Source organism: Agrobacterium sp. 22-223-1 (genome assembly GCF_053522385.1).
The window spans coordinates 1,351,774-1,372,285 of sequence record NZ_JBNWCN010000001.1; the positions used below are offsets into that span (position 1 = coordinate 1,351,774).

Genomic DNA, 20,512 nt, shown 5'->3' on the forward strand with positions numbered 1-20,512 from the left:
CGGCGCGTTTTGTTTTTTGTTTTATGCATGACGTTACCCCGAATCTGCGGCACAGTTTCGGGTGACATGCACAAGTGGGTCAGCAATGCAGACTGCCGACAGCGATACCATCCCCCTGAGCGGCTGGTTTTTCCGGGGAATGCGGGGCATATTTTCGCTGCCCTCGCTCATTCTGATGACATCTTTCGTCGGTTTCAGCGCTTTCGCGCTGGAATCGGGTGTCGCGCGCGGTGAAGCCGTGTTCATGACGCTGATGATCTGGGCCCTGCCGGCCAAGATGATCCTGATTGGCTCCATGGTCGGCGGAGCTAATCTTGCCGCCTGCTTTCTGGCGGTGACGCTGTCTTCGGTACGGATGATGCCGATGGTCGCCTCCATCGTTCCGGAAATGCGCGGCGCGAAGACCCCGACATGGATTTTGCTGTTTCTCTCGCATTTTGTTGCGATCACCGCCTGGGTCTTTGCCACGCAGAATCTTTCCAGGGTGCCGCGTGAAGCCCGCGCCGCTTGGTTTGCTGGTTTTGGCATGACGCTTACCGTGGTCAATGCCATCATCGTCGGCCTGTGTTACGGCGTTGTCGCCGCCTTTCCGCCGCTTGTCGCCGGCGTGCTGTTTTTTCTCACACCGGTCTATTTTGTGGCATCGATCTGGGCTTCGGCCCGTCATTCCGTCGTCAAGGTCGCCTTCGTCATCGGCGTCATCGCCGGGCCCGCTTTCGCGGTCATCGCACCGGAATTCGATATTCTCTATGCCGGGATAGGCGGAGGCACGGCGGCCTATCTGATCGACCGCCTCGTGTTCCGCCGTCGGATAAAACCCGTTTCACCGGAGAGCGAACCATGATGACCGAACATTGGTGGGCGCCCTATCTCTTCATCGCGATTGCCGGCTGGCTGGCGACCGATCTCTGGCGCTGGCTCGGCGTTCTCGCCGGTAACCGCCTGAAGGAGGATTCCGAAGCGCTGCACTGGGTAAGGGCAGTCGCCACCGCACTCGTCATGGCCGTCACCGCCAAGCTGATCGTCTTTCCAACCGGAACGCTGGAAGCCTCACCCCTCTGGCTGCGCATCGGCGCTGCCGCGCTCGGTTTCATCGCTTTTCTGATGGCAGGCCAGCGCGTCATCGTCGGCGTGGCGGTGCCGATCCTGCTTCTGGCGGGTGGTTTGTTCGCGCTCGGTTTCTGAGATTGGTTTATGTCAGAGACCGCTCTCTCGGGCTTCCGCAACAAGCCAATCCGCAAGAAGTCTAGCCGGTGCGGTCATCTCTTCGGCTTCCATCAGCCAGTAATATTTCTCCGTATCCGCCGCCCGGTCGAAGAGCACGGTCAGTCGACCTTCGGCAATCTCGTCGTGAAGCAGCGCCGTCGGGCAGAGGCCGATGCCTTGACCGGCTTTGAGAGCGGTCACGAGCAGATTGAAATCCGCGAAAACCGGACCGGCGTTATCGGGCAGGGATATTCCCCCGACTGCGAACCAGTTCTGCCAAGCCGCCTCGGTGTCGTCATGCAGCAATTCCGCTCGTAACAGGCTGTCAACATTGTCGAAAGGACCGAATTTAGCGGCATAGCCCGGCGCGCATGTCGGCCGCGTCTCTGCGCTGAAAAGCGCTACCGCATTTTCCCCGGAGGCGATGCCATGTCCTATGGTGAGATCGGCCGGTATTGCGTGATGCGCGCCGGAATAGCTGATGGATACCTGTATATCGGGGTAAAGCGCCCGAAAGCGAGGCAGGCGAGGCGTCAGAAAATGAGCCACGACAGAGGGCAGGCTGGCAAGGCGAACGGTCATGCGGTCATGGCCCTGACGGATCCGGGTGGCACCTGAGGCGATCTGCCGTAGGGCGGTCGAAACCGTCGTGCCGAATTCCTTTCCGGCCCGGGTAAGCCTCACACCCCTCGCATGCCGCTCGAACAGCGCCACACCGAGCCAGGCCTCCAGATTGCGCACATGCTGGCTGACGGCAGTCGCCGTCATGCCGAGTTCCTGCGCAGCCAGAGAAAAACTCGTTCTTCTGGCTGCGGCTTCGAATGCGCGGAGGGTGGTGAGCGGCGGTAATTTCATGGTGTCTCAAGGGTAAGTAAGACTTGGGCTGAGCGCAAGAAAAACCCGTCTTGTCAGGCGGGCACACATGGCGCAATTTCGCCTCGAGATTTTGATTGCCCGAGGATTTTATGACCCCCATGCCTGCCGCCGAACCCGTCGACGCCGCTGAACGCCGCGCCGTCCGTCCTGTTGTCGTTTATCCGAACGGGACGCTTGAAATGCCGGACCTCGCACGTCTGGAAGAAGCCAAACGAAGCATGGAAAAAATCGATGAGGTCATCGTGCCGCCGCGTGACGGCCGCACCTTTCATGTGCCGAAGGGGCATTTCTTTCGCATCGTAAGCGTTGAAGGTCCGCAGGTCGGAGACCTGAACCTCTGGAACGCCCATGATCTGACCGAGCGGTTTTTCAGCGGCAAGACCCGCGCCCTGCACGCCACCCATGTTTCGGTCGGCAACCGGCTGTGGAGCAACCTGCCGTCCCTGCGGCCGATGGCGACGATCACGCATGATACGCTATCATGGTATGGCTTCGACGAAGACGGCGGCGGTGTGCATGACGTGATCGGCACACGCTGCGATCCCTATACCAACAAGCTCCTGAGCGGCGGCGACTACCACCATTGCTGCCATTCCAATCTGACCAATGCGCTGGCCTCCGCCAAGGGCCTGTCATTCCGGCAGGCGGAGCCGCATGTGCATGACGTCCTCAACGTCTTCATGTGCACGGGTTTCACCCGCGACACACACCAATATTTCATGAAGGCGAGCCCGGTGCGGCCGGGTGATTATCTGGAGTTTTTTGCCGAGATCGATCTTATCGGCGCGCTTTCCGCCTGCCCGGGCGGTGACTGCAGCGCCACGCATTCGAGCGATACGGCAGCCTGCTATCCGCTGAAGGTGGAAATATTCCGGCCGGATATGGCGGTGCTTGAAGGCTGGCCATGGCCGGAAAGGAATGCGTATCGGCCTTTGGAGTGACAAAACACCATTGTCCTCCTGCCGGACTGGATCCGTCATCCAGCCACGACGCGTCTGCGCCGTAAGAAGACTCTCTCGCAATCAAGGACTTGATCGCACTGGACCCCGGACCAAGTCCGGGGTGACGGCGTGAGGATGTGCTACGCTTTGCAGGATACGCGCCTGCTATGCAACCATCACGAAGCAAGCGCGGCCTTTATCTTCTCCGCGTGGGCCTTCAATACCTCGCCATCGGCCATCACGCCGGAATGCGGCTTCAGCGGTTCGCCTTCCTTGCGCGGAATGACGTGGAAATGCAGATGGAAAACGGTCTGCCCAGCCGCCGGTTCGTTGAACTGCGCGATGAAGACGCCATCCGCATCGAAGGCTTCCTTTGCCGCCACGGCGAGTTTCTGCACGACGGGAATGGTCCTCGCCAGCACTTCCGGGTCGGCATCGAGCAGGTTGCGGGAGCCGGTCTTGGGAACCACGAGCAGATGGCCGGGGGCCTGCGGCATCACATCCATGAAGGCCAGCGTGTGCTCGTCCTCATAAAGCTTGTGGCTCGGAATTTCGCCGCGCAGGATTTTCGCAAAGATATTGTTGTCGTCATAAGCGCTGGCCGTCATCGTGATCTCTCCTCATGGCGGACTATACGTCCGGTTCCTGTCTCTCGCCCTTGCGGAAGGGCGTGTGTTCATCAAGATAATCGCCGATATGCTCGACTTCCTCGCGCTCGCGCTGAAGATAATCGGCAATGGCGCGGCGCAGGCCCGGATGGACAATGAAATGCGCCGAATGGGTGGTGACGGGCATGTAACCGCGCGCCAGCTTATGTTCGCCCTGCGCACCCGCTTCCACCCGTTTCAATCCCCTGGAAAGCGCGAAATCGATCGCCTGATGATAACAGACCTCGAAATGCAGGAAGGGGTAATCCTCGATGCAGCCCCAGTGGCGGCCATAAAGCGCATCCGAGCCGATGAAATTGATCGCGCCGGCAATATAGCGCCCCTCGCGTTTCGCCATCACCAGCAGCACATCATCGGCCATGCGCTCGCCGATCAGCGAATAAAATTCCCGCGTCAGATAGGGCCGGCCCCATTTGCGGCTGCCGGTATCCATATAGAAGGCGAAGAACTGGTCCCAGATATCCTCGGTCAGGTCGCTTCCGGTCAGCCAGTCGATCTCGATGCCGTTTTCCAGCGCCGCGCGGCGTTCCTTTTTCAGCCCCTTGCGCTTGCGCGAAGAAAGGGCGTCGAGAAAATCACCGTGGTCGCGATAACCGTCATTGATGAAGTGGAACTGCTGGTCGGTCCTGTGCAGGAAATCGCGGGGCAGAAGGGCGGAAAGATCGTTCTCTTCCAGAAATGTGACATGTGCCGAGGAGACGCCGATCTTATCAGTCACCTGCGCGAGACCGGAGGCCAGTAACGCCTTTAAGCGTGTCTCGTTTTCGTTTTCCGAAACGAGCAGCCGTGGCCCGGTTGCCGGTGTGAAGGGCACTGAACATTGCAGTTTCGGGTAATAGTGCCCACCCGCCCGTTCAAAAGCATCCGCCCAGCCATGGTCGAAGACATATTCGCCCTTGCTGTGGTTCTTCAGATAGGCAGGTATTGCCCCAACCAGCCCGCCGGACGCGTTTTCGAGAAGCAGATGGTGTCCGAGCCAGCCGGTCTTGGCAGTCGCCGATCCGGAATCCTCCATCGAGGATAAAAATTCGTGGGAAATAAATGGGTTATAATATTTTCCTAATGTATTGCGCGACGTTCCGGAAAGCCGTTTCCAGCTTTCCGGATCGATATCCCCAAAGGATTGCGCGATACTGATGGAATAGTCTTCTGTCATGCCGTGGCGGACGGGTTCTCTCTCGGGTCGAAACCTTCGAATGTCATCTGGTCCGCATATTTATAGGTAGTCTCGCGCGCATTTTCATCCCTGACCGTCCAGGTAATCACCGGAAGGCCAAGTTTTCTTTGCGCCTCGATGAAGCTGTTGGGCAGATGACCCCAATGATAGGAGATAAAATCGAGACCCATCTGCATCGCTTCGTCATGTTTGAAGAAGTCTTCCGGCTTGTCGCCCTCGGCGGTGAGACCGAGCGGCCAGGGCGAGCCGGCCGCCTTCAGATCCTTCAGCAGATGGTGGTCGAAGCTCATCAGTGCCACATGGCCCTTATAGCCCTCGAGGTCTTCCAGCACCGCCTCGGCAAAACCGTCGTCGACGCCTTCACCGGCGCGGCCTTTCAGCTCGATGACCAGCGGCACCTTGCCGGCGCAGAGCGTGAGAAGCTGCTTGAGGGTAGGGACCCGGTCCCCGGTCTGGCCGACGGCAAGAAGCGACAGCTCGGCCGATGTGCGTTCGCGCACATCGCCCTTGATGCCGGTCAGGCGGGCCATGTCGTCGTCGTGAAAAATCACCGGCACACTATCGGCCGCCAACTGCACGTCGCATTCGATGGCGAAACCGGCCTCGATGGCGCGGGAAAAGGCGGAAAGCGTGTTTTCCCAGACCGCCTTATTGAGATCGTGATAACCGCGATGGGCGACGGGCTCAGCCGTCAGCCAGGAGAGTTTCAGCGTCATACGTCGATTTCCACGATGGCGTCGATCTCGACGGCGGCATTGAAGGGCAGGCAGGCCATACCGACGGCGGCGCGGGCATGTTTGCCGGGCTCACCGAGAACATTGGCAATGAGATTGGAGGCGCCGTTGATGACGAGATGCTGTTCGATGAATTCCGGAACCGAGGCGACGAAGCCATTCAGCTTGATGACGCGGCGGATTTTCGAGAGGTCGCCATTCAACGCGGCCTTGACCTGTGCGAGAATGTTGACGGCGCAAAGTTCGGCCGCGCGCTGGGCGCCTGGCACGTCGACATCGCGGCCAACGAGGCCCGTCACCGCAATCTTGCCCGATTCCATCGGCAGTTGACCCGATACATAAAGCAGATTGCCGCTGATGGTGAATGGAACGTAGTTTGCGGCTGGTGCTGCGGCTACGGGGAGCGTAAAGCCAAGTTCCTTGAGGCGGCCTTCGATGACGTCCGACATTTTCGTCTCCGGTTTTGTTGTAAATCCTTCAAGAATCCGGCATTCAGAAGATGTTGATCCAAAAGCCGGGCGGTTGCTTGTACAATATGAGCGGCGAGTCCAACAGGAGATATTGTATGTTTGTCAGGACGCTTGGTTTCGTTGCCGCAACAGGGCTTATGACCGGCCTGTCAAACGCTGCCAATGCCTTGCCGGTCACGGTTCCCGATCTCGTCGCCCACCGCGCCGTCTACGATCTCGAACTCAAGGATGCGTCCGATCGATCCGGCATCGAGGGCATGACGGGGCGCATGGTCTATGAGTTCACCGGCTCGGCCTGTCAGGGCTACAAGACGGATTTCCGTTTCGTAACGCAGATCAACACCGGCGATGCCGTGCGCATGACCGACCAGCAGACAACGACCTTCGAGGATCTCACGGCCAAGAAATTCACCTTCGAAACCAAGTCCTACACCGACGACAAGCTGGACAAGGAAGTGCAGGGCGCTGCAATCGACAGCAATGAGGGCGTGAAGGTCGATCTGACCCGTCCGGATGCCCGCCAGGTCAGTCTCGTCGCCAGCGAATTTCCAACGGAACACATGTTCCAGGTCATCGAACATGCCAAACAGGGAAAACGCATCTTCGAATCCCGCATTTTCGACGGTTCGGATGACGGCGACGAAAGCCTGATCACCTCCACCCTCGTCGGCAAGTCGCAGATGCCGAAGGACGGCGATGCCGAGGCCGGCAAGGCGGGCGATTTCGCCAAGGCTGCATTCTGGCCGGTGACCATCGCTTATTACAACGACAAGACGGGCACCGACGCGCTGCCGATCTACCGCATGTCGTTCAAGCTTTACGAAAACGGAATCACCCGCGACCTGACGATGGATTACGGCGATTTCGTTCTGACGGGAAAGCTTGCGAAGCTCGATATTCTCAAGCCCGAAACCTGCGAAAACAAGCCTGTCCGCTGAAAGGCGGCTATTTCTGCGGTTTTTTCGCATAAATGCTTGCATTTTCATGCGGGCGACTGTATGCGGCTCACCATTCCACACGCGAAGCTTGGGATGTTCCGGGAGAAATCCGGTCCGTTCCGCCCGGTGGTATCGATGAAAATCGGTGCTGTTCGCTTCGCGGGGGTTAAACCGGAAAAGGAGTAACAAGGCATGGCATTGCCCGATTTTTCTATGCGCCAGCTTCTGGAAGCTGGTGTTCACTTCGGCCACCAGACACACCGCTGGAACCCGAAGATGAAGCCGTACATCTTCGGCGACCGTAACAACATCCACATCATCGACCTGGCTCAGACCGTTCCGATGCTGTCGCGCGCCCTTCAGGTCGTGTCCGACACCGTCGCTCGCGGCGGCCGCGTTCTGTTCGTCGGCACCAAGCGCCAGGCGTCCGAAATCATCGCCGACAGCGCAAAGCGTTCGGCCCAGTACTACGTCAACTCCCGCTGGCTCGGCGGCATGATGACCAACTGGAAGACCATCTCCAACTCGATCCAGCGCCTGCGCAAGGTCGACGAGATCCTGAACTCGGAAGCTTCCGGCTACTCCAAGAAGGAACGCCTGAACCTCGAGCGCGAACGCGAAAAGCTTGAAAAGGCTCTCGGCGGTATCCGCGATATGGGCGGCGTTCCGGACCTGATGTTCATCATCGACACCAACAAGGAAAAGATCGCGATCGAAGAAGCTAAGCGTCTTGGCATTCCGGTCGTTGCGATCATCGACAGCAACTGCGACCCGGATCACATCGACTACCCGATCCCGGGTAACGACGATGCTTCGCGCGCCATCTCGCTTTACTGCGACCTGATCGCCCGCGCTGCCATCGACGGTATCGCCCGTCAGCAGGGCGCTTCCGGCCGCGACATCGGCGCTTCGGAAGAAGCTCCGATCGAGCCCGCTCTCGAAGACGAGGCTGGCGCCTGATATAGGCCCTGTCTGGCGGCGATCTCGGTCGCCGTCTCCTCGACCAGGATATGACAAGGCCGTCAAAGACCTTCAATGGGTTGACGGCCTTGTTCGTTTCAAGCGCTCCGCCACGTTTTTATGAAATCGCTGGCGTCCGATGCGGTTGAAACGGAAGGCAGTCTTCATAACGCTGTCATACTTCAGCGGCACCCATCATCTCGATGCATGGAGACGCCGCAGCACTTGGGAATGCGCATGCCCCTTTCCTGAAATCCTCTCCGGTTTCAAAGGGTGTGCGGCCGGGTACAGTCATCACCCAGAACTTCGGCACGGCAAATTCCGCCGGCTGACCGATCGAACCGATAAGAGGCAAACAATGACCGAAATCACAGCCGCAATGGTGAAGGAACTGCGCGAAAAGTCTGGCGCAGGCATGATGGACTGCAAGAAGGCTCTTGCTGAGACCAATGGCGACATGGAAGCGGCGATCGACTGGCTGCGCGCCAAGGGCATCGCAAAGGCCGACAAGAAGTCCGGCCGCACGGCTGCCGAAGGTCTGGTCGGCGTTGCCACCATGGGTCACAAGGCTGTCGTCGTTGAGCTGAACTCCGAAACCGACTTCGTTGCCCGTAACGATGCGTTCCAGGACCTCATCCGCGGTATCGCCCAGGTTGCCCTCACCACCAACGGCACCGTTGACGCTGTTTCCGCTGCCACCTATCCGGCAACCGGCAAGTCCGTTGCCGACAGCATCAAGGACGCGATTGCGACCATCGGTGAGAACATGACGCTCCGCCGCTCGGCAGCGCTCGAAGTTCCGCACGGCGTTGTTGCGACCTACATCCACAACGCTGCCGGCGACGGCATCGGCAAGCTCGGCGTTCTCGTTGCCCTGAAGTCGGAAGGCGACAAGGCCGTTCTGAACTCCATCGGCCGCCAGGTTGCCATGCACATCGCTGCGACCAACCCGCTCGCCATCCGCGCTGAAGAAGTCGACGCCGCCGTTGCCGAGCGCGAGCGCAACGTCTTCATCGAACAGGCCCGCGAATCCGGCAAGCCGGAAGCCATCATCGAAAAGATGGTCGATGGCCGTATGCGCAAGTTCTTCGAAGAAGTCGCCCTTCTGTCGCAGGCTTTCGTCATCAACCCGGACCTGACCGTCGGCGCTGCCGTCAAGGAAGCCGAAAAGGAAGCCGGCGCTTCCATCGAAGTGACGGGCATGGTTCGCCTGCTGCTCGGCGATGGCGTCGAGAAGGAAGAAAGCGATTTCGCAGCCGAAGTCGCAGCCGTCGCCAAGGGCTGATTATATTTACCCAATCTTGGGAAAACGGGAGGGCATCGCGTGACAACGCGGTGCCCTTCGTGTATCCGCGTTTCGGTTACATTTCCGAGGAGTCATGATGTCTTCCAAGCCGATCTACAAACGCGTTCTTCTCAAGGCTTCCGGCGAAGCCCTCATGGGCGATCAGGGTTTCGGTATCGATGTGGCGGTGGCTGACCGCATCGCTTCCGATATCGCCGAGGCGAGGGCGATGGGCGTCGAAGTCGGCGTTGTCGTCGGCGGCGGCAATATTTTCCGCGGCGTTGCCGTGGCCTCCAAGGGCGGCGACCGGGTTACCGGCGACCATATGGGCATGCTGGCGACCGTCATCAACGCGCTGGCGCTCGCAACCTCGCTGCGCAAGCTCAGCATCGACACCGTCGTTCTGTCCGCAATCGCCATGCCTGAAATCTGTGAGAGCTTCTCGCAGCGTGCGGCGCTCCATCATCTTGCGCAGGGGCGCGTGGTAATTTTCGCCGGCGGCACGGGCAACCCATTCTTCACCACTGATTCTGCCGCGGCCTTGCGCGCTGCGGAAATGGGCGCCGAAGCCATCTTCAAGGGCACGCAGGTGGATGGCATCTATTCCGCCGACCCGAAGAAGGATCCGACGGCGACCCGTTTCGACGAGCTGACCCATAGCGAGGTGCTCGGCAAGGGCCTTGCGGTCATGGATATCGCAGCTGTCGCACTTGCCCGCGAAAACCATATTCCGATCATTGTTTTCTCGATCCACGAGAAGGGCGGTTTTGCGCAGATATTGACCGGCGGCGGCCGCAAGACCATCGTGCACGACAAATAATCAAAACGATGCCGCCTCAAGGGGCGATTACGGCCGGCTTGGCCGACAAGATGGAGTATCAAGATGAGTGGTGTTGACCTCAACGATATCAAGCGCCGTATGGACGGCGCCATCAATGCATTCAAGAGCGATATCGCATCGCTTCGCACCGGCCGCGCTTCGGCCAATATTCTCGATCCGGTCACCATCGAGGCTTATGGCTCGCGCGTACCGCTGAACCAGGTTGCGAATATCACCGTTCCGGAGCCGCGCATGCTCGGCGTCAACATCTGGGACAAGTCGATGGTCAACGCCGTCGACCGTGCGATCCGCGAATCCAATCTCGGCCTCAACCCCATCGTCGACGGCCAGAACCTGCGCATTCCTCTGCCTGAACTCAACGAGGAGCGCCGCAAATCGCTCGTCAAAGTCGCCCACGATTATGCCGAAAAGTCCAAGGTGGCGATTCGCCATGTGCGTCGTGATGGCATGGATGGTCTGAAAAAAGCCGAAAAGGACGGTGACATCGGTCAGGACGAAAGCCGTGGACAGTCGGAAAAGGTTCAGAAAATGACCGATGACACGATTTCGGAAATTGACCGCTTGCTTGCCGAGAAGGAAAAGGAAATCATGCAGGTCTGATATCGTTCGCGATAGACCTGTATTTTATTCGTTTTAATTCCGCGCTGCCCTGTTACTGGATCGATATGCCGACGACGACACGTTCCTCCATACCCGAGCACGTCGCCATCATCATGGATGGCAATGGACGCTGGGCAAAGCAGCGCGGTCTTCCGCGCGTGATGGGGCATCGCCGCGGTGTGGAGGCCGTGCGCGAGACCGTGCGCGCGGCCGGCGATTGCGGAATACGCTATCTCACGCTCTTTGCCTTCTCGTCGGAAAACTGGCGCAGACCCGAATCCGAGGTGAGCGATCTGATGGGGCTTTTGAAAGCCTTCATCCGGCGTGATCTTGCGGAACTGCACCGCGAAAATGTCCGCGTGCGGATCATCGGCGACCGGCAGGGGCTGAAGCACGACATCCGTTCTCTCCTCGAAGAGGCGGAACAGATGACGGCGGACAATACCAAGCTGACGCTGGTGATCGCCTTCAACTACGGAAGCCGCGACGAGATTGCGCGTGCGACAGCGGCGATTGCGCGCGATGTCGCCGAAGGCCGGCTTAATGCCGAATCCATCACGCCGGAGATGATTTCGGCCAGACTCGACACGTCGGGGATGCCCGATCCGGATCTCATCATCCGCACCAGCGGCGAAGAGCGCCTGTCGAACTTCCTGCTCTGGCAGGCCGCTTATTCCGAGTTCCTGTTCGTTCCCGAATATTGGCCGGACTTCGACCGCCAGCGATTCTTCTTCGCAATCGAGCAATATGCAACGCGTGACCGCCGCTTCGGTGCACTCACCGAGCAGGTTGCCGTGGCAGGCGCCTGATGAGCCGTGAACTCAGACTGCGGATCGTGTCCGCAATCGTCATGGCGGCGGTCATTCTGGCCGCGACCTGGTATGGCGGCATTCTGTTCCGCATCGTCGCGGGCCTCCTGGCGATCCTCATCTATTATGAATGGTCGACGATTACCCGGCTGTCGGAGACCAATTCGACGGGCAATGCCTGGGGCTGGTTCGCGGTCGCCGTCATCGCCGGCAATACGATATTCGGAGAATCCTCGCTCGATCTGCCGCTCTTATCCGGCTTCACGCTGACGGCGGCGCTGTTTCCAATTTTGCGCGGCAGGAACTGGTGGCTGGTGGGCGGCATTTTTTATGCGGGCCTGAGCGGCATATCGCTGGCAGCCATCCGTGGCGACGAGCTGACCGGCTTCGTGTCCATCCTGTTTATCTTCGCCGTCGTCTGGTCGACGGATATTCTCGCCTATTTCGTCGGACGCGCCATTGGCGGGCCGAAGCTTGCGCCTTCGATCTCGCCCGGCAAGACCTGGTCCGGCGCCATCGGCGGGGCGGTAGCGGCCGTGATCGGCGGCGGCGCGGTGTCCATGGCCTATCACGGCAGGATCAGCGTGCTGGTGCTGGGGCTCGCCCTTATCCTCTCGGTGTTCAGCCAGATCGGCGATCTCTTCGAATCCTTCGTGAAACGGCGTTTCCAGGTCAAGGATTCCAGTCATCTCATTCCGGGCCATGGCGGCTTCATGGACCGTGTCGACGGTCTTGTTTTCGCCTGCTTTACGGTATTCCTCATTGCTTTCGTGCATGCGGCGGCAACCGGCGACGTGCCCGGATCGGGCGGCGGTCTGTTGCCGGGTTTCTGAGCGGCGCGAAAGGTCACGACACAAAGGGCAGATTGTCATGAACACAGTAATGGCGGCGACCGGCTTTCTGACCGGCTATATCGTGCCCTTCATCCTGGTGCTGTCGCTGCTCGTTTTTGTCCATGAAATGGGCCATTATCTGGTCGGTCGCTGGTGCGGCATCCGCTCCACCGCATTTTCCATCGGCTTCGGCCCGGAGTTGATCGGCTTCACCGACAAGCGCGGCACGCGATGGAAGATTTCCGCGATCCCGCTCGGCGGTTACGTCAAGTTCTTCGGCGATGAGGATGCAGCGAGCAAGCCGGATAGTTCCGGCCTGTCGCATATGTCGCTGGAGGAGAGGGCGCAGACGCTTTCCGGCGCTAAGCTGTGGAAAAGGGCGGCCACGGTTGCCGCAGGCCCGATCGCCAATTTCATTCTCGCGATTCTCATCTTCGCGGTGCTCTTCGGCATTTACGGTCGCATGATCGCCGATCCGGTCGTGGCGGAAGTCCGTGAAAACAGCGCGGCGGCTGCCGCCGGCGTGCAGCCCGGCGACCGGCTCATCGCGATCGATGGCGAAAAAGTGATGACCTTCGAGGATGTCCGCCGTTACGTCGGCATCCGGCCGGGCACGCCGATCACGGTGACGGTCGAAAGGGCGAGCGAGGAGCTGAAGCTGCCGATGGTCCCGACCCGCACCGAAACCACAGACCAGTTCGGCAACAAGCTGGAAATGGGCATTATCGGCATCGTCACCGACCAGACCAGCGGCAATTTCCGCCATATCGAATATTCGCCGTCCGAGGCGCTGGTCGAAGGCGTGCGGGAAACTGGCCACGTCATTACCGGAACATTCAACTATATCGGCAATCTCGTGACAGGGCGCATGAATGCCGATCAGCTTGGTGGTCCGGTGCGTGTGGCGCAGGCGTCCGGCCAGATGGCGACGCTCGGCATTTCCGCTGTTATCCAGCTTGCCGCCGTTCTTTCCGTCTCCATTGGTCTTTTGAACCTGATGCCTGTGCCGGTTCTGGATGGCGGGCATCTGGTGTTCTACGCCATCGAGGCCATTCGCGGCAGGCCGCTTGGCGCGGGAGCGCAGGAAGTCGCGTTCCGTATCGGGATGATGATGATTTTGGGTCTTATGGTTTTTGCAACATGGAATGATATCAGCAGCTTGATCGGCTGAGGATTGTGTTTTAACGGTTTTGTTAGTTATTTGTTTACCTTGTTTTTATGCCGAAGTGGCGAATGAGCCACTCTGGAGCACGAAGTAAACAGAATTTAACGTTCGCGCTTGCTTGTAGGGGAAAAGCAGGTAAAACGACGCACATGGCCGGAGTCGGGTTCCGCCCGCTGAGGGACAACGTAAAAAGGTAAGAATTGAAATGAAGGCTGGTTCAAGATTTTTGAACGCTGTGTCGGCGGTTGCTCTGTCTGCCGGTGTTGCTTCGGTTGCGGGCCTTGGCGTGCTTGCCTCTGCTGGCGCTGCAAATGCGGCCGTCATCAGCAGGATCGATGTTCGCGGGGCCGACCGGTCCGGTGCGGACTCCGTGCGTTCCAACATCACCATTGCGCCGGGTAAGAACTTTTCCAATTCGGACATCGATGAATCGGTGAAGCGTCTTTACGCCACCGGTTATTTCTCGAATGTCTCCATGCGCGTTTCCGGCAGCACGCTGGTCGTGACCGTCAATGAGAACCAGCTCGTCAACCAGGTGGTCTTCAACGGTAACCGTAAGATCAAGGACGACAAGCTCGCCGGCGTCGTGCAGACCCAGTCCCTCGGCCCGTTCAATCAGGCCATCGTGACGGCGGATATTGCCCGCATCAAGGAAGCCTACGCCGCCATCGGCCGTAGCGATGTTGAAGTCACCACGCAGACCGTTTCCGTCGGTCAGGGCCGTGTGAACATTGCTTTCGTCATCAATGAAGGCGAGCGCACGAAGATCGGCCGCATCGATTTCATTGGCAACAATGCCTATAGCGACGGTCGTCTGGCTGCCGTTATCAATACCAAGAAGTCCAACATGCTGTCGTTCCTGACGCGTAAGGACGTCTATAACGAGGACAAGCTGCGCGCCGACGAAGAGGCGCTGCGCCAGTTCTATTACAACCGTGGTTACGCCGACTTCCGTGTCGTTTCCTCCGATGCGGTTCTGGATGAATCCAAGAACGAATACACCATCTCGATCACGGTAGATGAAGGCAAGAAATACGATTTCGGCAATGTCGCCGTCGAATCGACCGTTCCCGGCGTCGATGGTTCCGAACTGCAGGGCCTCGTTGAGACCCGCCAGGGTGCGAGCTACAGCGCCAAGGAAGTTCAGCAGAGCATGGAAGCGATTTCCAAGCGCGTGGCCGGCGAAGGTTATCCCTTTGCCCGCGTAACGCCGCGCGGCGACCGCGATATGGCTGGCAACACCATCGGTGTGACCTACATCGTCGACCAGGGCGAGCGCGCCTATGTCGAGCGTATCGAAATCCGGGGCAACACCCGTACGCGTGACTACGTCATTCGTCGCGAGTTCGATATTTCCGAAGGCGATGCGTTCAACCAGACGGTCATCACGGCTGCAAAGCGCCGTCTCGAAGCGCTCGGCTATTTCTCGAAGGTCAATATTTCGACCGCCGGCGGCAGCGCGCCTGACCGCGTCGTTATCGTTGTTGACGTAGAAGATCAGTCGACGGGTTCGTTCGGTATCGGCGCCGGCTACTCGCAGAACGACGGTGTGCTGCTCGAAGCCTCCATCGAAGAAAAGAACTTCCTCGGCCGCGGCCAGTACATCCGTCTCGCCGCCGGTGCGGGTGAAGATGATGCGCGTACCTACACGCTGTCCTTCACGGAACCCTATTTCCTCGGCTACCGTCTTGCCGCAGGTTTCGACCTGTTCAAGAGCCAGAGCCGCAGCGAAGACTATTATGACTACGACGAGCAGGGCTTCTCGCTGCGCGTGACCGCGCCGATCACCGAGGACCTCTCGACGACGTTCAAATACACCTATAAGCAGATCAATTATGACGGTGAGGGCGACTGGGAAACCGGCAGCAACCTTGCCGAGCCCTACAAGGACTTGATCCGTGGCGGTGACTGGACACAGTCCATCATTTCGAACACGCTGAACTACAATACGCTCGACGACCGCAACATGCCGCGTGAAGGCTGGCAGGCTGCTCTGACGAACGAATTTGCAGGTCTCGGCGGCGATTCCGAATATTACAAGATTTACGCCAAGGCTCGCTTCTTCTACACGCTGTCTGACGAGTACGATGTCATCGGCTCGCTCACCGGCCAGGCCGGTCACGTGATGCCGACGGGCGACAATCTGCTCGTCTTCGATCAGTTCAAGTTTGGCGGTCGTCAGGTTCGCGGCTTCAAGAACGATGGTATCGGTCCGCGTATCGGTTCCGACTCCATCGGCGGCACGACCTATTTCGCCGCTTCTGCTGAAGTCACGGCTCCGATGCCTGGCGTTCCGGAAGATTTCGGCCTGCGTCTCGCTGGTTTCGTGGATGCCGGCACGCTGTATGGCAACAAGGTCGCCAACAGTGCAGGTGTGAAGGACGACAACTCCATCCGCGCATCCGCCGGTATCGGCGTGATGTGGGCGTCGCCCTTCGGTCCGATCCGCGTCGACTACGCCGTGCCTTTCGCCAAGGAAGACTACGACGAGGAACAGCGTTTCCGGTTTGGCATGTCCAACACTTTCTGATATCGGCAGTCCAGAACTGCAACTTTGAACGTTCTGGAGTTTCCGGCTGATGGAATACAACGCCTTTTTTCCGCCCCACGAGGGACTGCGATTGAAAGATATCGCAGACCGTTTTGGGGCGGAACTGTCTGATGACGCGGCGGGAGAGCGGATCATTCGGTCCGTTGCGCCGGTCTACCGGGCAAAACCCGATCAGCTCTGCTATATTCTTTCGCGCAAGAACCGCGATGAGTTGCAGACCTGCGACGCTGGCGCCGTCATTTGTGACGCCGCACTTGTAGACATGCTTCCGTCTCACACGCCTGCGCTGATATCGAAAAACCCGCACACGCTTTTTGCGCAGGTGGGTGCCTTGCTGCATCCTTCCGCCATGCGTCCGGGTCCAATCGCGCGGATGGAAGCTGAAATTTCCCATGCTGCGCATGTCGATCCTTCCGCAAAGCTGGAGGCGGGCGTCATCGTCGAGTCTCTCGCCGTGATTGGAGCTGGCGCCCATATCGGCGCGGGCACGCGCATCGGTCCCGGCGTCATCATCGGGCAGGATGTACAGATCGGGCGCGATTGCACCATTGCCGGCGGCGCAAGCGTTCTTGCAGCCCTCATCGGTAATAATGTGATTGTCCATAACGGCGCGCGCATCGGCCAGGACGGTTTCGGTTATGCGCCCGGTCCGCGCGGCATGTTGAAGATCGTGCAGATCGGCCGGGTCATCATTCAGGACAATGTCGAGATTGGCGCCAACACCACGATCGATCGCGGCACCATGGATGACACGGTCATCGGCGAAGGCACCAAGATCGACAATCAGGTCCAGATCGGCCACAACGTCCGCATCGGCCGCCATTGCGGCATCGTCAGCAAGGTCGGCATTGCGGGCAGCACGCGCATCGGCGACGGCGTGATGATTGGCGGCGCGGCCGGCATCAATGGCCATATCAACATTGGCGACGGCGTACAGATCGCGGCGATGAGCGGTGTTGTGGCGGACGTTCCGGCAGGCGCCCGTTATGGCGGCACGCCCGCGCGTCCGATGAAATATTTCCTGCGCGACATGGCCGAAATTCTGGCGCGCGCTGAAGGGCGTGATAAAAAAACAGGAGAGAAAAACAATGACTGAAGAAACGAAGACGGCGCTCGGCGCGGCTGACATTCTGGAAGTCATGAAGCTTCTGCCGCATCGTTACCCATTCCTGCTGATCGACAAGATCATCGAGATCGACGGTAACAACTCGGCGATTGGCATCAAGAACGTGACGGTCAACGAGCCGCATTTCACCGGTCACTTCCCGGACCGGCCGATCATGCCGGGCGTTCTGATCGTCGAGGCTATGGCTCAGACGGCGGGTGCGATCTGCGCTCGCAGCCAGGGTGAGGGCGGTCATCTGGTCTACTTCATGACAATCGACAATGCGCGTTTCCGCAAGCCCGTGATCCCCGGCGATCGTCTGGAAATCCATGTCGTCAAGCAGCGCCAGCGCGGCAATGTCTTTAAATTCCATTGCGAGGCGAAGGTGGACGGCGCGCTGGTGGCGGAGGCCGATGTCGGCGCCATGATGATCCCCGAGGATCAGCAATGAGCACGATTGCCGCCTCGGCCAGAATTCACCCGAGCGCCGTGATCGAAGACGGTGCGGTGATCGGTGAAAACGTCGTCATCGGTGCGCTGAGCTATGTCGGTGCGAAAGTCACGCTGCATGACGGTGTCCAGCTGCACAATCACGCCGTTGTTTCCGGCCTGACCGTCATCGGCCGTGGTTCGGTTGTCCATCCCATGGCGGTCATCGGCGGGACGCCGCAGGCAATTCGCCACGACGGTTCGGAAACGACCCTCGAGATCGGTGAGCGCTGCATCATGCGTGAAGGCGTGACGATGAACGCCGGCAGTTCCGATGGCAGCAGCAAGACCATTATCGGTGACGATAATCTCTTCCTCGCCAATTCGCATGTGGCGCATGATTGCCGCCTCGGCAGCCACATCGTGCTGTCCAACAATGTCATGCTGGCGGGCCATGTCACCATTGAGGACCGCGCTATTCTCGGCGGTGGCTGTGCCGTACACCAGTTCACCCGCATCGGCCGTCAGGCCTTCATCGGCGGACTTTCGGCGGTCAATTACGATGTCATTCCCTATGGCATGCTGAATGGCAATCCCGGCATCCTCGGCGGCCTGAACGTCGTCGGCATGACCCGTGCCGGCATCGAGCGTGCCGATATCCACAAGGTCAGGCGCGTCTACAAGGCGATTTTCGAGGCTGAGGGCACGATCCGCGGCAATGCGGCGGCCATCGACCGTAACGACTATCTGGATTGCCCGCAGGCGCTTGAAGTCATCGATTTCATCGGTGCGGATAGCGACCGCGCGATCTCTTCGCCCAACCGGGGCAAGTGAGCCGTGACAGGCGGCGGGCGTCTCGCCATTGTGGCCGGCAGCGGCCAGCTGCCGCTTTATGTGGCGGCCGCCGCCCGTGAGATGGGCGAGAACCCTTTCATCGTGCGCCTGCGCGATGATTCCCGTTTCGACTGGAGCGGTTTCGACAATGCCGTCATCAGTGTCGGCGATGTCGCCGGGCTTGGCCGTCTGCTGCGCGAAAACCGGGTAGACCGTGTCGTGCTATCCGGTGGTGTGGCGCGGAGGCCGGAATGGCGCGAGATCCGCCCCACGCTCGGCATCCTGCTCAAACTGCCGTCCATTGTCAGGACACTGCTGTCGAGCGGCGACGACGCCGTTCTGCAGATGGTCATCAAGATCATCGGCACGCTCGGCGCAAAAGTCATCGGCGCTCACGAGATCGCGCCCGGCCTGCTGGCCGCTATAGGCCCTTTCGGTACGCAAAAACCTGTCGAGGATGATCTCCGCGATATACGCAAGGCGGCTGAGGCCGCGCTTGCGCTCGGCAAGCTCGATGTGGGGCAGGGCGCGGTCGCCGTCGGTGGCCGTATCGTCGCGCTGGAAGGCGTCGAGGGCACGGATGCCATGCTGGCTCGTGTCGCGGCATTGCGCGCGGAAGGACGGATATCCCCGCGCCGCAGGGGTGTGCTCGTAAAGCTCTGCAAGCCGCAGCAGGATGTGCGCGCCGACCTGCCGACAATCGGTGTGGAAACGGTGGAGAATGCGCGAAAAGCCGGGCTGGCGGGCATCGCCGTCGAAGCCGGGCGGGCGCTGGTGCTCGATCGTGAGGCGATGTTGAAAGCGGCCGATGAGGCGGGCATATTCATCTGCGGCATCGATACATCACTTGGCGGAGACATGATCGGATGACGGCGGCATTAAAAGTGGCGGTCATAGCCGGGGAAGTATCCGGCGATCTTCTGGGTGCGGATCTGATCCGCTCGCTTAAGGCCCAATATACGGGGTCTGTCGAGCTGGTCGGGGTCGGCGGCGAGGCGCTGGAAGCGCAGGGACTGGTTTCCCTGTTCGACTATTCCGAACTCTCCATCATGGGCTTTACGCAGGTTCTGAAAAAACTGCCGAAGCTCATTGCGCGGATCAACCAGACCGCTCAGGCAATCGCCGCCGCAAAGCCCGATATTCTGCTGATCATCGACAGCCCGGATTTCACCCATCGCGTTGCGAAAAAAGTCCGGCAGCAATTGCCGCATCTGCCGGTCGTCAATTACGTCTGCCCCAGCGTCTGGGCGTGGAAGGAATATCGCGCCACCGCGATGCTCTCCTATGTCGATCACGTGCTGGCTTTGCTGCCCTTCGAGTCGGAAGCCATGCGCCGTCTCGGTGGCCCGCCAACAACCTTTGTCGGTCATCGCCTCAGCGTCGACCCCGATGTGCTGGCAGTGCGCCAGAGGCGGGCGGAACGTTCTGTACCGGCGGATGGCGAACCGAAGACCATTCTTCTCCTGCCAGGGTCGCGCTCCACGGAGACGACGCGGCTGATGGAGCCTTTTCAGGCGGCGGCGAAAGCTTTTGTCGAGCGCAACGGTCCGACGCGGTTCGTGTCGCCCACCGTGCCGCGTCAGGAAAAACGCATCCGCGAACTGGCGGCGTCATGGCCGGAGGATATCAGACCCGAAATCGGTATCGATTCCGCTTTTAAATGGAATGCATTTGCTGAAGCCGATGCGGCCATAGCCGCTTCCGGCACGGTCATTCTGGAACTCGCACTCGCGGGCGTGCCGACGATCTCGGTCTACAAGACCGACTGGATTTTCACCATGCTGAGCAAGCGGGTAAAGACCTGGACAGGGGCTCTGCCGAACCTGATTGCCGACTACGCCGTCGTGCCGGAATATTTCAACGAGGTGGTAAGGGCAGGCTCGATGCTGCGCTGGGCAGAGCGTCTGTCTTCCGATACCATTGAGCGGCAGGCGATGCTCGAAGGATATGCACTCGTGCAGCAGCGTTTGCATACGGATGTGCCTCCGGGCGAAACCGGCGCGCGCATTCTTCTCGATGTCCTGAAGAGCAAAGCTCGTCCCTCACAATAATCATATAAGCACTCTCTCCCACGGGCTGCCGTCCTGCTA

Annotated in this window: 22 protein-coding genes; 17 read left to right on the forward strand and 5 right to left on the reverse strand. The window is 59.5% G+C overall.

Translation table 11 applies throughout. The annotated features are described in order from the left end of the window. The first annotated feature begins 85 nt into the window (after positions 1 to 85). Both ACQZ60_RS06700 and ACQZ60_RS06705 read left to right on the forward strand, forming a co-directional pair. Positions 86 to 844, forward strand: coding sequence for an AzlC family ABC transporter permease (locus ACQZ60_RS06700; RefSeq protein WP_020810567.1), 759 nt, complete (start codon positions 86 to 88; stop codon positions 842 to 844). Continuing rightward, positions 841 to 1,185: an AzlD domain-containing protein gene (locus ACQZ60_RS06705; RefSeq protein ID WP_020810566.1), complete on the forward strand. Its 345-nt coding sequence runs from the start codon at positions 841 to 843 to the stop codon at positions 1,183 to 1,185. The genes ACQZ60_RS06700 and ACQZ60_RS06705 overlap by 4 nt, the downstream gene beginning before the upstream one ends. Before the next feature lie 12 nt (positions 1,186 to 1,197). On the opposite strand, the gene ACQZ60_RS06710 is transcribed toward ACQZ60_RS06705, so the two are convergent. Then, complete coding sequence (locus ACQZ60_RS06710) at positions 1,198 to 2,061, reverse strand: LysR substrate-binding domain-containing protein (protein WP_448734948.1); 864 nt, start codon at positions 2,059 to 2,061, stop codon at positions 1,198 to 1,200. Between the two features lie 110 nt (positions 2,062 to 2,171). Between ACQZ60_RS06710 and ACQZ60_RS06715 the strand changes: the two genes are divergently transcribed. Further along, positions 2,172 to 3,023: an urea carboxylase-associated family protein gene (locus ACQZ60_RS06715; protein WP_448734949.1), complete on the forward strand. Its 852-nt coding sequence runs from the start codon at positions 2,172 to 2,174 to the stop codon at positions 3,021 to 3,023. 176 nt (positions 3,024 to 3,199) lie between these two features. On the opposite strand, the gene ACQZ60_RS06720 is transcribed toward ACQZ60_RS06715, so the two are convergent. Genes ACQZ60_RS06720 through ACQZ60_RS06735 form a run of 4 tightly spaced genes read right to left on the reverse strand, consistent with a single transcriptional unit; the run spans position 3,200 to position 6,051 of the window. Beyond that, the gene (locus ACQZ60_RS06720) at positions 3,200 to 3,631 is read right to left on the reverse strand and encodes an HIT family protein (protein WP_003496252.1); all 432 of its coding nucleotides are present in this window, start codon (positions 3,629 to 3,631) and stop codon (positions 3,200 to 3,202) included. 22 nt (positions 3,632 to 3,653) lie between these two features. Next, entirely contained in the window at positions 3,654 to 4,847 is a 1,194-nt protein-coding gene (locus tag ACQZ60_RS06725) for a GNAT family N-acetyltransferase (protein ID WP_448734950.1), read from the reverse strand. Next, positions 4,844 to 5,584, reverse strand: a complete 741-nt coding sequence (locus ACQZ60_RS06730; RefSeq protein ID WP_059752787.1) for a glycerophosphodiester phosphodiesterase — start codon at positions 5,582 to 5,584, stop codon at positions 4,844 to 4,846. The genes ACQZ60_RS06725 and ACQZ60_RS06730 overlap by 4 nt, the downstream gene beginning before the upstream one ends. Next, the gene (locus ACQZ60_RS06735; protein ID WP_448734951.1) at positions 5,581 to 6,051 is read right to left on the reverse strand and encodes a RidA family protein; all 471 of its coding nucleotides are present in this window, start codon (positions 6,049 to 6,051) and stop codon (positions 5,581 to 5,583) included. Before ACQZ60_RS06735 ends, ACQZ60_RS06730 begins: the two co-directional genes overlap by 4 nt. 116 nt (positions 6,052 to 6,167) lie before the next feature. Between ACQZ60_RS06735 and ACQZ60_RS06740 the strand changes: the two genes are divergently transcribed. The 14 genes from ACQZ60_RS06740 to lpxB all read left to right on the forward strand — a co-directional run bounded on the left by ACQZ60_RS06740 (position 6,168) and on the right by lpxB (position 20,473). Then, positions 6,168 to 7,010 carry a cell envelope integrity EipB family protein gene (locus ACQZ60_RS06740; protein ID WP_448734952.1) on the forward strand — a complete coding sequence of 281 codons (843 nt, stop codon included), beginning with the start codon at positions 6,168 to 6,170 and terminating at the stop codon, positions 7,008 to 7,010. A 192-nt stretch (positions 7,011 to 7,202) separates the two neighbouring features. Further along, positions 7,203 to 7,970: a 30S ribosomal protein S2 gene (rpsB, locus tag ACQZ60_RS06745; protein WP_003496241.1), complete on the forward strand. Its 768-nt coding sequence runs from the start codon at positions 7,203 to 7,205 to the stop codon at positions 7,968 to 7,970. Positions 7,971 to 8,328: 358 nt separating this feature from the next. Beyond that, a complete protein-coding gene (gene tsf / locus ACQZ60_RS06750) occupies positions 8,329 to 9,255 on the forward strand; it encodes a translation elongation factor Ts (protein ID WP_003521408.1) in 927 nt (308 codons plus the stop codon). A gap of 97 nt (positions 9,256 to 9,352) precedes the next feature. After that, positions 9,353 to 10,075 carry a UMP kinase gene (gene pyrH / locus ACQZ60_RS06755; RefSeq protein WP_003502561.1) on the forward strand — a complete coding sequence of 241 codons (723 nt, stop codon included), beginning with the start codon at positions 9,353 to 9,355 and terminating at the stop codon, positions 10,073 to 10,075. Between the two features lie 63 nt (positions 10,076 to 10,138). After that, positions 10,139 to 10,696, forward strand: a complete 558-nt coding sequence (frr, locus tag ACQZ60_RS06760) for a ribosome recycling factor (RefSeq protein WP_003521407.1) — start codon at positions 10,139 to 10,141, stop codon at positions 10,694 to 10,696. Between the two features lie 65 nt (positions 10,697 to 10,761). Next, on the forward strand, positions 10,762 to 11,505 hold the full coding sequence (locus ACQZ60_RS06765; protein ID WP_035260567.1) for an isoprenyl transferase: 744 nt from the start codon (positions 10,762 to 10,764) through the stop codon (positions 11,503 to 11,505). Beyond that, entirely contained in the window at positions 11,505 to 12,338 is an 834-nt protein-coding gene (locus ACQZ60_RS06770; RefSeq protein WP_003521405.1) for a phosphatidate cytidylyltransferase, read from the forward strand. Before ACQZ60_RS06765 ends, ACQZ60_RS06770 begins: the two co-directional genes overlap by 1 nt. 49 nt (positions 12,339 to 12,387) lie before the next feature. After that, positions 12,388 to 13,509: an RIP metalloprotease RseP gene (gene rseP, locus ACQZ60_RS06775; protein ID WP_448735322.1), complete on the forward strand. Its 1,122-nt coding sequence runs from the start codon at positions 12,388 to 12,390 to the stop codon at positions 13,507 to 13,509. A 199-nt stretch (positions 13,510 to 13,708) separates the two neighbouring features. After that, positions 13,709 to 16,033: an outer membrane protein assembly factor BamA gene (gene bamA / locus ACQZ60_RS06780; RefSeq protein ID WP_448734953.1), complete on the forward strand. Its 2,325-nt coding sequence runs from the start codon at positions 13,709 to 13,711 to the stop codon at positions 16,031 to 16,033. A 49-nt stretch (positions 16,034 to 16,082) separates the two neighbouring features. Beyond that, positions 16,083 to 17,150 (forward strand): UDP-3-O-(3-hydroxymyristoyl)glucosamine N-acyltransferase, encoded by a 1,068-nt coding sequence (gene lpxD / locus ACQZ60_RS06785; protein WP_448734954.1) that lies wholly within the window; start codon positions 16,083 to 16,085, stop codon positions 17,148 to 17,150. Then, on the forward strand, positions 17,143 to 17,610 hold the full coding sequence (gene fabZ / locus ACQZ60_RS06790; protein WP_003521400.1) for a 3-hydroxyacyl-ACP dehydratase FabZ: 468 nt from the start codon (positions 17,143 to 17,145) through the stop codon (positions 17,608 to 17,610). The genes lpxD and fabZ overlap by 8 nt, the downstream gene beginning before the upstream one ends. Next, the gene (gene lpxA, locus ACQZ60_RS06795; RefSeq protein WP_059752796.1) at positions 17,607 to 18,422 is read left to right on the forward strand and encodes an acyl-ACP--UDP-N-acetylglucosamine O-acyltransferase; all 816 of its coding nucleotides are present in this window, start codon (positions 17,607 to 17,609) and stop codon (positions 18,420 to 18,422) included. Before fabZ ends, lpxA begins: the two co-directional genes overlap by 4 nt. A 3-nt stretch (positions 18,423 to 18,425) precedes the next feature. Continuing rightward, on the forward strand, positions 18,426 to 19,292 hold the full coding sequence (locus ACQZ60_RS06800; RefSeq protein ID WP_448734955.1) for an LpxI family protein: 867 nt from the start codon (positions 18,426 to 18,428) through the stop codon (positions 19,290 to 19,292). Then, complete coding sequence (gene lpxB / locus ACQZ60_RS06805) at positions 19,289 to 20,473, forward strand: lipid-A-disaccharide synthase (protein ID WP_448734956.1); 1,185 nt, start codon at positions 19,289 to 19,291, stop codon at positions 20,471 to 20,473. Before ACQZ60_RS06800 ends, lpxB begins: the two co-directional genes overlap by 4 nt. The last annotated feature ends 39 nt before the right edge of the window (positions 20,474 to 20,512 follow it).

Bases quoted from the DNA above. Each gene is read 5' to 3' on its own strand.
- ACQZ60_RS06700 (WP_020810567.1), top strand. From the start codon at position 86: ATGCAGACTGCCGACAGCGATACCATCCCCCTGAGCGGCTGGTTTTTC.
- ACQZ60_RS06705 (WP_020810566.1), top strand. From the start codon at position 841: ATGATGACCGAACATTGGTGGGCGCCCTATCTCTTCATCGCGATTGCC.
- ACQZ60_RS06710 (WP_448734948.1), bottom strand. From the start codon at position 2,061: ATGAAATTACCGCCGCTCACCACCCTCCGCGCATTCGAAGCCGCAGCC.
- ACQZ60_RS06715 (WP_448734949.1), top strand. From the start codon at position 2,172: ATGACCCCCATGCCTGCCGCCGAACCCGTCGACGCCGCTGAACGCCGC.
- ACQZ60_RS06720 (WP_003496252.1), bottom strand. From the start codon at position 3,631: ATGACGGCCAGCGCTTATGACGACAACAATATCTTTGCGAAAATCCTG.
- ACQZ60_RS06725 (WP_448734950.1), bottom strand. From the start codon at position 4,847: ATGACAGAAGACTATTCCATCAGTATCGCGCAATCCTTTGGGGATATC.
- ACQZ60_RS06730 (WP_059752787.1), bottom strand. From the start codon at position 5,584: ATGACGCTGAAACTCTCCTGGCTGACGGCTGAGCCCGTCGCCCATCGC.
- ACQZ60_RS06735 (WP_448734951.1), bottom strand. From the start codon at position 6,051: ATGTCGGACGTCATCGAAGGCCGCCTCAAGGAACTTGGCTTTACGCTC.
- ACQZ60_RS06740 (WP_448734952.1), top strand. From the start codon at position 6,168: ATGTTTGTCAGGACGCTTGGTTTCGTTGCCGCAACAGGGCTTATGACC.
- rpsB (WP_003496241.1), top strand. From the start codon at position 7,203: ATGGCATTGCCCGATTTTTCTATGCGCCAGCTTCTGGAAGCTGGTGTT.
- tsf (WP_003521408.1), top strand. From the start codon at position 8,329: ATGACCGAAATCACAGCCGCAATGGTGAAGGAACTGCGCGAAAAGTCT.
- pyrH (WP_003502561.1), top strand. From the start codon at position 9,353: ATGTCTTCCAAGCCGATCTACAAACGCGTTCTTCTCAAGGCTTCCGGC.
- frr (WP_003521407.1), top strand. From the start codon at position 10,139: ATGAGTGGTGTTGACCTCAACGATATCAAGCGCCGTATGGACGGCGCC.
- ACQZ60_RS06765 (WP_035260567.1), top strand. From the start codon at position 10,762: ATGCCGACGACGACACGTTCCTCCATACCCGAGCACGTCGCCATCATC.
- ACQZ60_RS06770 (WP_003521405.1), top strand. From the start codon at position 11,505: ATGAGCCGTGAACTCAGACTGCGGATCGTGTCCGCAATCGTCATGGCG.
- rseP (WP_448735322.1), top strand. From the start codon at position 12,388: ATGGCGGCGACCGGCTTTCTGACCGGCTATATCGTGCCCTTCATCCTG.
- bamA (WP_448734953.1), top strand. From the start codon at position 13,709: ATGAAGGCTGGTTCAAGATTTTTGAACGCTGTGTCGGCGGTTGCTCTG.
- lpxD (WP_448734954.1), top strand. From the start codon at position 16,083: ATGGAATACAACGCCTTTTTTCCGCCCCACGAGGGACTGCGATTGAAA.
- fabZ (WP_003521400.1), top strand. From the start codon at position 17,143: ATGACTGAAGAAACGAAGACGGCGCTCGGCGCGGCTGACATTCTGGAA.
- lpxA (WP_059752796.1), top strand. From the start codon at position 17,607: ATGAGCACGATTGCCGCCTCGGCCAGAATTCACCCGAGCGCCGTGATC.
- lpxB (WP_448734956.1), top strand. From the start codon at position 19,289: ATGACGGCGGCATTAAAAGTGGCGGTCATAGCCGGGGAAGTATCCGGC.